Genomic DNA, 10,909 nt, shown 5'->3' with positions numbered 1-10,909 from the left:
CGGGCCATGATGCAACTCTCCGGCGGCGGACGCTTGGCGACAGGTCCGCGCGCGCCTAGGTATGCGACCATAGCTTTCGCCGTCAATCGCGGCCGTTTTCGAAAAGTCCCCTATGATCCTTCCCGACTTCGCCATCGAGGCCAAAGGCCTCGTGAAGACCTACCCGGCCACCAAGACCACCTCGGAGATGCAGGCCCTGAAGGGGATCGACCTGGCGATCCCGCGCGGCTCGATCTTCGGCCTGCTGGGGCCCAACGGGGCGGGGAAGTCGACCTTCATCAACATCCTGGCCGGCCTCACCAAGAAAACCTCCGGCACGGTCTCGATCTGGGGCCGCGACATCGACGAGCGGCCCCGCGACGCGCGCGCCGCCATCGGGGTGGTGCCCCAGGAGATCGCCGCCGACCCCTTCTTCACGCCGCGGGAATCCCTGGAGGTCCAGGCCGGCATGTACGGGGTCCCGGCCAAGGAGCGCCGGACCATGGAGCTGCTCAATGCGCTGGGCCTCGGCGACAAGGCCAACGCCTATGTCCGCCAGCTGTCGGGGGGCATGAAGCGCCGGCTGATGGTGGCCAAGGCCATGACCCACAATCCGCCGGTCCTGATCCTCGACGAGCCCACCGCCGGGGTGGACGTCGAGCTGCGCAAGCAGCTCTGGGCCTATGTGGTGGAGCTAAACCGCAAGGGCGTGACCATCGTTCTCACCACCCACTATCTGGAGGAGGCCCAGGAGCTCTGCGACCAGATCGCCATCGTCAACCGCGGCATGGTGGTGGCCTGCGAGCCCACCTCGACCCTGCTGGCCCGCATGGACATCCGCAACGTGGTGGTGACGCCGGAGGAGCCGGTGGCCGAGGCGCCGACCCTTCCGGGCTTCGAGACCAAGCTGCGGGCCGCCGGCGCCTTCGCCGTCTCCTACCGCACCGGCCAGTCGAGCGTGGAGCAGGTGCTGGCCGCGGTGCGCGCCTCGGGCCTGCACATCAAGGATATCGCCACCGAGGACCCGGACCTGGAGGACGTCTTCGTCTCCCTCACCTCGGCCCCGGCGCCGATCGACGCCTGAGCCTTTCGTTCCGCGCGGCTTTCCGCTAGAAGCGCGTTTCCGAAACGCACCCGTAGCTCAGCTGGATAGAGCGTTGCCCTCCGAAGGCAAAGGTCACACGTTCGAATCGTGTCGGGTGCGCCATTTCTCCGCCGAGCCTCCGGGGCCGCGGGACCGTTTCCCCAAAGTCTGACCTGTCTTCAGGGCCCCGGCCCTTGGCGCGCCGCGCCGCACGCGGAAGCGTGATCGCCGCGGTCGATTGACACCTTCCCCGCGCGCGCCCTCTCATAGGGCATTCATCCGGCGCGACGACCGGCGTTCATTTTTGCAGGAAACCATAATGGCCAGCTCGGCGCAGACAGGCGCGCGCGTTCCCCTACGCACCAAGTTCTTCTTCGGTCTCGGCGCCGGCGCCGAGAGCATCACGCTCGCCGCCGTCGGCGGCTATGCGATGTTCTATTACAACCAGGTCCTGGGCCTGCCGGCGACGCTCGCGGGCCTGGCCATCACGGTCAGCCTGGTGCTGGACGGCTTCGCCGACCCCATCGTCGGCTCGCTGTCGGACCGCACCCGGGGCAAGCTCGGGCGCCGCCACCCCTACATGTTCATCGCCCCGGTGCCGGTGGCGCTCTGCATCCTGGCCCTGTTCAATCCGCCGGCGGCCTTCGCGCCGGTCTGGCTGTTCGTCTGGTTCGCGGGCTTCATCGTTACCCTGCGGGTGTTCATGGCGGTCTATCACGTGCCCCACCTGGCGCTCGGAGGCGAGCTCTCCAGCGACTATACCGAGCGCAGCCGGGTGATGAGCTGGAACAATCTGCTGGGCATGATCGGGGCGGCCGGCGCCAGCTTCGTGGCCCTGACCTTCTTCTTCCACAAGACGGCGGAATATCCCCGCGGCCTGCTGAACCCCAACGCCTACGCCCCCTTCGCCATGGCGGTGGCCGGCGCGGGGCTCGTGCTGCTGTTCGCCTCGGCCTGGTTCACCCGCGACCGCATCCCGCTGCTGCCCAAGACCCCGGACCACCTGCCGGCCTTCACCCCCTTCGAGTTCATGAAGGACATGGGCAGCGCCTTCTCCAACCGGAACTACGTCTATCTGCTGATCGCCTACTTCTTCCTGTCCCTGATGCTGGGGGTCCGCCAGGGGCTGGGGCTCTACATGAACACCTTCTTCTGGGAGTTCACGTCGGAGCAGATCCGCTGGTTCGTGATCGGCACGCTCAGCGGCTACTTCCTGGGCTTCGCCACGGCGGCCCGGCTGCACGGGCGGTTCGACAAGAAGATCGCCATCATCGTCACCTGCGTCCTGCTCTCGACGATCCCGGCCATCGCCCCGGTGCTGCGGATCCTGGGGATGTTCCCGGAACCCGGCCAGCCGATGCTGCTGCCCTTGATCATCGTCTTCACGGGGCTCGGCTCCTGCGTGGCCAGCATCATGAGCATCAGCGTCATGTCGGCCCTGGCCGACATCGCCGACGAGAACGAGGTCCGCTACGGCTACCGGCAGGAAGGCGTGCTCTATTCCACCCGCGCCCTGTTCTCGAAGATCGACAGCGCCATCGGCCACTTCTTCGCCGGCGTCGCCCTGGACATCGTGGCCTTCCCGGAAAAGGCCCAGCCCGGCCAGGTGGACCGCCAGACCCTGATGGACCTGGCCCTGGTGGACGCCCCCTTCGCGGCCATTCCCGGCCTGATCGCGGTGTTCTTCTACAGCCGCTACAGGATCAACCGGAAGAGCTACGACGCCACCCAGGCCACCCTGCGCGAACGGCGCCGCGAACGGGCGGCCCAGGCCGCGCCGGCCGGTCAGCCGGGGGCGGAGCCGGACGGGTTGGTGGCTGAAGCGACCTAGCTGATGAGGCGGGCGCGGATGGCCTCTCGCGCCGCCGCGTCCGCGCCGATCTGATCGAGATAGGCGTCCACCGAACCGCTGCGGGCGCGGATGGAGGCCAGGGCCGCGCCCAGATAGCTGGCGTCGACCCCCAGGAAGGCGCGCACGGCGGTCTCCGAGGGGCGCTTGCCGAGGCTGGTTTCCAGAGCCGCGGTGACGGTGGGCAGGCGCGCGTCGACCCGGGCGGCCACATTGGTCAGCAGGTAGTCGGCCCGCGCGTCGTCGTCGTGGACCCCCAGGATGTGGTGGGTGAGCGCCGCCAGCAGGCCGGTGCGGTCCTTGCCCGCCGTGCAGTGGATCAGGACCGGCCCCCCGTCGGCCGCCAGGGCCGCGAAATAGCGCCCGAACAGCTCCAGGTGGCGCGGCTCGAAGGGCGCCTTGTCGTAGTAATCGAGGAAGAAGGCCCGGGCGCTCTCCGGCGTCAGGTCGGTCTCCCGCAGGAAGGCCACGTGGGGCGCCTCGGTCTGGTCGCCCAGGTCGCACTGGATCAGGGCGGCGGAAAAGCCGACGGGGCGCAGGTTGGGATCGTTGTCCCGCTCCCGGGGCCGGCGCAGGTCCACCACCGTGGCGAGGTTGAGCCCGGCGATGGCCTCCAGGTCGGCGGGCGTCGCCCGCGCCTGGTGGGCGGCGCGGAACAGCCGGCCGGAGACCACGCGCCCATGGCGTGAGCCATAGCCGCCATAGTCGCGGAAATTCTCGACGCCCTCGAGGGGCAGGATGCGGGGGGCGGTCATGAGCTCTTCCATGAGGCTCACGATCCTGGACGGCAAGTGTGACGGTCTTGCGCGTCTAGAGCTGGTTGTATTCGCCGCAGCGGCACTTCACCACCACTTCACGGGCCGCGTTCTCGTCCTCGGCGACCAGGATCACCTCGTCGCAGGCGCCGCAGGTGAAGGCGGCGCGGACATTGGCGGTGTTCTCCAGATCGATCTGGACGGCGTCCACCAGGTCCCGGCGGCCGATGAACAGGCTGGGGAAAACGCGCATCGAAGTCATGATCATGGAAATCGCCTCACTCTGGCTCACATCGCCGGGTCTCGACCCGACCCTACAAGAACGAGGGTTATGGCCTTCATTTGCTGCAATGCAATGACAACCGCGCCGCCTTGCGCAGAAAGGCCCCCAGGCGCCTAAGCCGTGATCAACTTGCGCGGCGCAACATCGCTGGGCGCCAGGTTGGCGGTCGCCTTGCGGGCGCGGCGAAAGCGCCGCCCGGGCCCTAATAGACCAGGTTGAAGCTCGCCAGCGCGGCCGCGGCGGTGAGGAACAGGATCACCGCCAGGATTTCGTAGCGTTTGAAGAGGGGGCCGTTGGGCGATCGCATCTTGGTCTCCACTCGTCCCGGCTTGGGACACCGAGGATCTTCGACGGCAAGCCCCGCGCCAGGCCTCAGGGCCGAGCGGGGACCTTGCCGGGCCAGGTGAGGAAGCCGTAGCGGTCGCGCCCGGCGGCCTCGCGGGGCGCGCAGCAGTCGCGCCCGCCGCGGGCGTCGTAGCCGCCGCGGGACTCATAGCCGCCGCGCTCGGCATAGCGGTCGCTGGAGCTCTCGGACCGCTCGGAATAGCGCTCGCGATAGGTCTCCTCGACGCTCTCGCTGTAGCCCTGGATGCGGCGGTCGGGGACCTCGACATAGCCGTCATAGGCCGGGGCCGGGGGGCGACCGCCGGCATAGGCGTATTCGCGCACCTCGGCGTAGCCGCGCTCCCCGTGGGTGGCGTGGGCGACGCGGCGGACGGCGCGATGCCGGAGCGCCTTGGGCGGCGTCGGCGGAACATAGACGGCGGGCTCGGGCGTCATGACCGGGGCCTGGACGACGGCCGGCGTCGGGGCCGCGGCGGGCGGACAGGCGGTCGCCGCGGCCTGGCAGCAGCAGGTCTGAGGCTTGGCCGGCGCCTGGGCGGTCTGCAACAGGCCTTTGGAATCACAGGCGGCCAGGGCCAGGAAGGCCAGGGCGGGAAGAAGGGTGCGCAGGCGCATTTGGGGTGTTCCGGCGTCCTGAGAACAAGGGTCGCGAGAACGTTGAGGATCAGGCGCCGTTAACGCTGTGACTTTCACCCTCGGCGCGAAGAAAGGCCTCCACCAGGTCTGCGTACAGGTGAAAACCCTTATAGGCCGCGAAATCCGGGGCGGCCGCGCGCCAGGCCTTGGCGAAGGCGGCGAGGCGTTCCGGGCTCTGCGCCAGGTCGGAGAACGGGGTCAGCCAGACCCGGATGGTGAACAGCACCCCGCCGGTCTGCGGCAGCCGGCGCACCGTCTGCCGCTCCACCCGGGTGAACAGGGCCTGGCCCGCCTCGCCCGGGGAGATCTCGCCGATGCGGGCCCGAACCGGGGCGGAAAAGGGGGTGAAGGTCTCGCTGGAATTGACCACCGACCAGTTGCGCCGCTGCAGGATCAGGCCCGGGCGCAGGCCCTCGAAGATGCGGGTGAGGCGGACCAGGAAGCGCTCGGAAAAGCCGTTCACCGGGCCGTGGATCTCCGCCAGGCTCCTGCCCAGCACCTCGCGGGCGGTGAAGAAGGTCGGCGCCGACAGGCTGATCGCCGCCACCCGCCAGGCGCCGTCGGACTTCTCCATCAGCACCAGGTCGTCGGCCACCGTCCGCGCCGCGGCGTAGAGGGGCGGCAAGCCGGCCGGATCGGTGATCCCCAGCAGGGCCGCCACCTCGGCCTGACCGGACCGCGAGGCCGCGGTCTCGCCCCAGACCAGGTCGCGGTGGGCGGCGTAGAGGCGATCCTTGCGAGCGGCGGGGTCGGCCTCCCCGCCCTCCAGCCAACGGGCCTCGTCGATCGGCGAGAGCCCGATGGAAAAGTCGGCGGACTCCTCCCAGGGACGGTGGCTCATCGGCGGCGCAGCCTCCGGACCAGGGCGTAGATCGCCAGAGCCGCCAGCACCCCCACGGTATCGGCCAGCAGATCGCGCCAGTCGCCCTGGCGTCCGAACCCGAGCGTGGCCTGCAGCACCTCCACCAGGGCGCCCAGGCCGATGGCGTAGGCGGCGATGGCCCGCGGCCTCTGGTGGGACAGCAGCAGGCCCGTCCCGGTCAGAACGAACCAGGCGATGCTGTGCTCGATCTTGTCGCCGACATTGGCCGAGGGCAGATCCTGCTGCGGCGCCAGGCACAGCCAGAGCAGGACGGCGGTGGCGCCGGCATAGAGGGCCAGGCGGAGGGGGCGCGGAAAGCGGTCGAGAAACATGTGCTCTAACTTGCACGTCTCCTTCGGCGTCTCTAGCGTCGCGCCGCATTTCAAGGCGGAGCGAACGATGGCGGTCGAGGCGGTGATCTGGGATTTCGGCGGGGTGTTCACCTCCTCGCCCTTCGAGGCCTTCGCCCGTTACGAGGCGGAGAACGGCGTGCCCAAGGACCTGATCCGCCGGGTCAACTCCACCAATCCCGACACCAACGCCTGGGCGCTTTTTGAACGCAACGAGATCGACACGGCGGGGTTCGACCGCCTGTTCCTGGAGGAGTCCACGGCGCTCGGCCATCCGGTGCCCGGCAGCCACGTCCTGCCCCTGCTCTCGGGCAGCGTGCGGCCGCGGATGGTGGCGGCGCTGAAGGCCTGCAAGGAACAGTTCAAGGTCGGCTGCATCACCAACAACATGGTCAGCATGCACTCGCCGGGCGCTGATGCGCCGCAGCGGGCGGCCGGGGCCATGGGCCAGATCATGCCGCTGTTCGACCACATTATCGAAAGCTCCAAGGCCGGCGTCCGCAAGCCCGATCCGGCCATCTACCTGATGATGTGCGAGGCGCTCGGGGTCGAGGCGGGCGCCTGCGTCTATCTCGACGACCTGGGGATCAACTGCAAGCCGGCCGCGGCGCTCGGCATGCGGGCCATCAAGGTGGTGGACGTCGACCAGACCCTGGCCGAACTGGCGGCCGCCACCGGCCTGATCTTCGACGAGGCCGTGTCGTGAGCCGACCGGGCAAGATCGGGGCGGCGGCGGCCCTGGCCAAGCTGCCCGGCTGGAGCGCGCTCGGCGGCAAGCGGGACGCCATCACCCGGACCTACCTGTTCCCGGACTTCAACACCGCCTTCGGCTTCATGGCCCGGGCCGCGCTGATGGCCGAGAAGCTGGACCACCATCCGGAGTGGTTCAATGTCTACAACCGGGTCGAGGTGACGCTCGCCACCCATGACGCCGACGGGGTCACCGAGCTGGACGTGACGCTGGCCAGTTTCATGGACGAGGCGGCCCATCACGCCGGGATGAAGAACTAGGACGCACGCCTTCCCCTCCATGGGGAGGGAAGGGTCAGTTGATCAGGATGGTCCCAAGCAGCAGCCGGCCGCCGGGCTTGCCCAGGACGCGGTCGGTCTCGCGCTGCAGTTCGCGGGCGATGAAGTCGGCGTTGGGGGGGCCGGAGGCGTTCATCCCCGAGGCGTAGATCTGCAGGGCCTGGACGAAGGCGGCGCGGAACCGGGGCGCCAGCAGCTCGGCGCGGGCCCGCAGGGCGACGTCGGGAATGTCGATTCCGGTCTCCACCGTCAGGACCCCGCGTCGACCGTCCACCCGCATGATGGTGGCCGTCAGTGTGGGCAGCTGCAGGTAGGAGAGACCCCCGCCCTTCTTCTTCTCACTCTTCTCCCCGCCCCCGGACGCGCGGGCGGCCGCCGGCAGGGCGGCGGCGAGGGCGGCGAGACTCAGCAGGCGACGACGTTCCATGACGTGACGGTGTGCCGCATTATGGTTAGCGGTCTCTTTACGGGCGGCGTCCGACAGTGCGGCGAAGATTCGCATGACCGATCACGAAGGTGATCGATTCCTTGGAGGTAGAGCGGGCGCGGGCGGAAAACCGGTTCCCACTTTTCCTCGCCCGCTCTTGTCAGGAGCCCGCCCTTGGGCCGTTTTGCGCCAACCTCTCTCGACCTCGACGGCAAGGTGATCCTGATCACCGGCGGGACGGGATCCTTCGGCAAACGCTTCATCGAGACGGTCCTGCTGCGGGCCAAGCCCCGCAAGCTGATCGTCTATTCCCGCGACGAGCTGAAGCAGAGCGAGATGCAGACCGATCTGGCCGAGAAGTTCGCGCCGGAGCTGCTCACCTGCATGAGGTTCTTCCTGGGGGACGTCCGCGACCGTGAGCGCCTGACGCTCGCCCTGCGCGGGGTGGACATCGTCATCCACGCCGCGGCCCTGAAACAGGTGCCGGCGGCGGAGTACAATCCCTCGGAGTGTATCCACACCAACATCATGGGCGCCGAGAACGTGGTCTGGGCCTGCCTGACCAACCGGGTGAAGCAGGTGATCGCGCTCTCCACCGACAAGGCCTGCAACCCCGCCAACCTCTACGGCGCCACCAAGCTGGCGTCGGACAAGACCTTCGTGGCGGCCAACAACCTGTCAGGCGACATCGGCTGCAAGTTCTCCGTGGTCCGCTACGGCAATGTGGTGGGCTCGCGGGGCTCGGTGGCCCCGGTCTTCCAGCGCCTGCTGGCACGGGGCGCCACAGAGCTGCCGATCACCGATCCGCGCATGACCCGGTTCTGGATCACCCTGAACCAGGGAGTCGATTTCGTGCTCTCGTCGCTCTCGCTGATGCGCGGCGGCGAGATCTTCGTGCCCAAGATTCCCTCGATGAAGATGACCGACCTGGCGCAGGCCATGGCGCCTGGCGTCGCCATCAAGGTGATCGGCATCCGGCCGGGCGAGAAGCTGCACGAGATGATGATCTCGGTGGACGACGCGCGCACCACCGTCGACCTGGGCGACCGCTACGCCATCGAGCCGGCCTTCGTGGAATACACCCGGGAAAGCTACGCCAAGACCCATCCAATGGCCCCCGACAGCTTCTGCTACGCCAGCGACACCAATGACGAATGGCTGAGCGGCGACGGGCTGATGGAACTGATCAACGATCCCGCGCCGGTGGCGCCGCCCCTGCGCCGGCGGCTGACGGACCGGTGAGCGGCCCCCTGCTCCCCTATGGCCGCCAGACCATCGAGGACGACGACATCGCCGCCGTCGCCCAGGCCCTGCGCGCCGACTTCCTGACCACCGGCCCCCTGGTGGACGCCTTCGAGACCGCCTTCGCCGAGAAGGTCGGCGCCCGCCACGCCGTGGCCTGCGCCAATGGAACCGCCGCCCTGCACCTGGCCATGCTGGCCCTGGACGTGCAGCCCGGCGAGGTCTGCATCGCGCCCTCCATCACCTTCCTGGCGACCGCCAACTGCGCCCGCTATGTCGGCGCCGAGGTGGTGTTCGCCGACGTCGACCCGACCACCGGCCTGATGACCCCCGACACCCTGACCCAGGCGATCAGCCGGGTCGGAGACCGCAAGCTGCGCGCCGTCCTGCCGGTCCACCTGCGGGGCGACACCGCTGAGCTTCCGGCGCTCGCGGCCCTGGCCCAAGGCGCCGGCGCCGTGCTGGTGGAGGACGCGCCCCATGCGCTCGGTTCCACCATGAGTTTCGGGAACCAGGCCGAGAAGGTGGGCGACGCGCGCCACTCGGCCATGGCCACCTTCTCCTTCCACCCGGTCAAGACCATCGCCACCGGCGAGGGCGGCATGGTCACCACCAATGACGACCAGCTGGCCCAGCGCCTGAAGACCCTGCGCAGCCACGGGATGGTGAAGCCGCCGGGCGCCGATCCCTGGATCTACGAGATGCCGGAGCCGGGCTTCAACTACCGCCTGCCCGACATCCTCTGCGCGCTGGGTCTCTCGCAGCTCTCCAAGCTCGACCGCTTCGCCGCCCGGCGAAGGGCCCTGGCCGCGCGCTATCTGGAGGCCTTGAAACCGCTGGCGCCCCTGGCGCGCCCGGCCGCCCGGCCCGACTGGAGCGATCCGGTTCTGCACCTGATGACCGTGCTCATCGATTTTCCGGCCGCCGGCAAGACCCGCCGCCAGGTGGTGGACGCGCTGAAGGCGCGCGGGGTGGGGACGCAGGTCCACTACATCCCGGTCCACACCCAGCCCTATTACCGCGACCGCTACGGCCCGCTGGACCTGCCCGGCGCCCAGGCCTGGTACGAGACCTGCCTCTCCCTGCCGCTCTATCCGGACATGGCCGACGCGGATGTCGGTCGGGTGGTGGGAGCCCTGGCCGAGGTGCTGGGGGTCTAGAGGCGGGAAACGCTCTAGGCCGCCGCCGCTGTCATGGCCGCCAGCAGCTGGCGGACCTGGCCCATGCGTTCGGGGGCGCGGGCGAGTTCGGCGCGGGTGTCGTCGCGGCGGACCAGCTTGAGGGCCTCGGCGCGGGCGCGGTCGGCGGTGGGGCCGGTGGGGGCGGTCTCGCCCGTGGCCATGCGCAGCAGCACCATCAGCCGGTGGACCGGACCCTGGGCGGACTTGGCGACGATGGAGACCACCTTGGAGTCCGCCTCCACCAGGCCGCCGACCTCGCCGATCTTGCCCTGGATGGGGCCGAAGTCCTCGGCCGCCAGGCCGCTGCGGGCCGCCTGCTTCTGGAGCTTGGCGAGGATCTCGAGCTTCACGCCGGGCGAATCGGAACTGAAGCGGAATTCCTTCTCGAAGCGCATGGCGCTGACATTGGCGGCCAGGTAGCGGCCGGCCTGGCGCTTGTTGGCGGCGCCGATGACATTCTCCACCAGCCACATCAAGGCCTCGACCTCCTCGCGGCAGGACTTGCTGGTCCCGAGATAGGCCTCGACGAAGTCACCGGTGACCAGCATCCGCGAGCGGGTGGTGAAGGCCTCCTGCACGTCGTCGAGGGTGAGCATGGTTCCGGCCGCGGCGGTGAGCGCCATGGCCAGCGCCCGCATGACGGCGATCTCGCCCGCGGCGTCGCTGGGCCGAAGGCGCCGGGGACCGGTGAGCTCGCGGACCACCCGCTTGGCGATGGCCAGGCGCACGGCCCCGAAGTCCTCGGTGGCCAGCCATTTGGCCAGGCGCTGGGCGGTCTCCGACATGGGCGGCATCATCCTGGCCACCGAGGCCTCGATGCGCATCAGCCCCTCGACCGGCTCGCAGGCGGCCAGGCGGATCATGGCCGCCAGCCGGGCGCCGAGGTC

General features: G+C 69.3%; 12 protein-coding genes, 1 tRNA gene and 1 pseudogene. 7 read left to right on the top strand and 7 right to left on the bottom strand.

Annotated elements, in window-relative coordinates; all coding sequences use genetic code 11:
• Positions 1–112 precede the first annotated feature (112 nt).
• The 3 genes from Q7T09_RS01290 to Q7T09_RS01280 all read left to right on the top strand — a co-directional run bounded on the left by Q7T09_RS01290 (position 113) and on the right by Q7T09_RS01280 (position 2,894).
• Positions 113–1,063 carry an ABC transporter ATP-binding protein gene (locus Q7T09_RS01290; RefSeq protein ID WP_304697154.1) on the top strand — a complete coding sequence of 317 codons (951 nt, stop codon included), beginning with the start codon at positions 113–115 and terminating at the stop codon, positions 1,061–1,063.
• Positions 1,064–1,109: 46 nt separating this feature from the next.
• Positions 1,110–1,186, top strand: a tRNA-Arg gene (locus Q7T09_RS01285).
• 196 nt (positions 1,187–1,382) lie between these two features.
• Positions 1,383–2,894 (top strand): MFS transporter, encoded by a 1,512-nt coding sequence (locus Q7T09_RS01280; RefSeq protein WP_304697153.1) that lies wholly within the window; start codon positions 1,383–1,385, stop codon positions 2,892–2,894.
• On the opposite strand, the gene Q7T09_RS01275 is transcribed toward Q7T09_RS01280, so the two are convergent.
• The 5 genes from Q7T09_RS01275 to Q7T09_RS01250 all read right to left on the bottom strand — a co-directional run bounded on the left by Q7T09_RS01275 (position 2,891) and on the right by Q7T09_RS01250 (position 6,125).
• Complete coding sequence (locus Q7T09_RS01275) at positions 2,891–3,667, bottom strand: tyrosine-protein phosphatase (protein WP_304697152.1); 777 nt, start codon at positions 3,665–3,667, stop codon at positions 2,891–2,893. The two genes, Q7T09_RS01280 and Q7T09_RS01275, sit on opposite strands and share 4 nt — an antisense overlap.
• Before the next feature lie 55 nt (positions 3,668–3,722).
• Positions 3,723–3,935, bottom strand: a complete 213-nt coding sequence (locus Q7T09_RS01270; RefSeq protein ID WP_304697151.1) for a hypothetical protein — start codon at positions 3,933–3,935, stop codon at positions 3,723–3,725.
• A 387-nt stretch (positions 3,936–4,322) separates the two neighbouring features.
• The gene (locus Q7T09_RS01260; RefSeq protein WP_304697150.1) at positions 4,323–4,910 is read right to left on the bottom strand and encodes a hypothetical protein; all 588 of its coding nucleotides are present in this window, start codon (positions 4,908–4,910) and stop codon (positions 4,323–4,325) included.
• A gap of 49 nt (positions 4,911–4,959) precedes the next feature.
• Positions 4,960–5,772: a heme-dependent oxidative N-demethylase subunit alpha family protein gene (locus tag Q7T09_RS01255; protein WP_304697149.1), complete on the bottom strand. Its 813-nt coding sequence runs from the start codon at positions 5,770–5,772 to the stop codon at positions 4,960–4,962.
• Positions 5,769–6,125, bottom strand: coding sequence for a VanZ family protein (locus tag Q7T09_RS01250; RefSeq protein ID WP_304697148.1), 357 nt, complete (start codon positions 6,123–6,125; stop codon positions 5,769–5,771). The genes Q7T09_RS01255 and Q7T09_RS01250 overlap by 4 nt, the downstream gene beginning before the upstream one ends.
• Positions 6,126–6,192: 67 nt before the next feature.
• Here Q7T09_RS01250 and Q7T09_RS01245 point away from each other — a divergent pair, with 67 nt between their 5' ends.
• Together Q7T09_RS01245 and Q7T09_RS01240 are read left to right on the top strand one after the other, a co-directional pair.
• Positions 6,193–6,849, top strand: coding sequence for an HAD-IA family hydrolase (locus Q7T09_RS01245; RefSeq protein ID WP_304697147.1), 657 nt, complete (start codon positions 6,193–6,195; stop codon positions 6,847–6,849).
• Positions 6,846–7,154 (top strand): 4a-hydroxytetrahydrobiopterin dehydratase, encoded by a 309-nt coding sequence (locus tag Q7T09_RS01240; RefSeq protein ID WP_304697146.1) that lies wholly within the window; start codon positions 6,846–6,848, stop codon positions 7,152–7,154. The genes Q7T09_RS01245 and Q7T09_RS01240 overlap by 4 nt, the downstream gene beginning before the upstream one ends.
• A gap of 34 nt (positions 7,155–7,188) precedes the next feature.
• Here Q7T09_RS01240 and Q7T09_RS01235 read toward each other — a convergent pair whose 3' ends face one another.
• Positions 7,189–7,599, bottom strand: coding sequence for a Tat pathway signal protein (locus tag Q7T09_RS01235; RefSeq protein WP_304697145.1), 411 nt, complete (start codon positions 7,597–7,599; stop codon positions 7,189–7,191).
• Between the two features lie 174 nt (positions 7,600–7,773).
• On the opposite strand from Q7T09_RS01235, the gene pseB reads away from it, so the two are divergent.
• Both pseB and pseC read left to right on the top strand, forming a co-directional pair.
• Complete coding sequence (pseB, locus tag Q7T09_RS01230; RefSeq protein WP_304697144.1) at positions 7,774–8,841, top strand: UDP-N-acetylglucosamine 4,6-dehydratase (inverting); 1,068 nt, start codon at positions 7,774–7,776, stop codon at positions 8,839–8,841.
• A complete protein-coding gene (gene pseC / locus Q7T09_RS01225; RefSeq protein ID WP_304697143.1) occupies positions 8,838–10,001 on the top strand; it encodes a UDP-4-amino-4,6-dideoxy-N-acetyl-beta-L-altrosamine transaminase in 1,164 nt (387 codons plus the stop codon). The genes pseB and pseC overlap by 4 nt, the downstream gene beginning before the upstream one ends.
• 14 nt (positions 10,002–10,015) lie before the next feature.
• On the opposite strand, the pseudogene Q7T09_RS01220 reads toward pseC, so the two are convergent.
• Positions 10,016–10,909 (bottom strand): annotated as a pseudogene (locus tag Q7T09_RS01220) (hypothetical protein); the annotation flags it as partial.

The organism is Phenylobacterium sp. (assembly GCF_030645195.1).
Classification (GTDB): domain Bacteria; phylum Pseudomonadota; class Alphaproteobacteria; order Caulobacterales; family Caulobacteraceae; genus Phenylobacterium.
The sequence above is the reverse complement of the archived record's forward strand: the minus strand, read 5'-3'. Positions and strand labels throughout refer to the sequence as shown.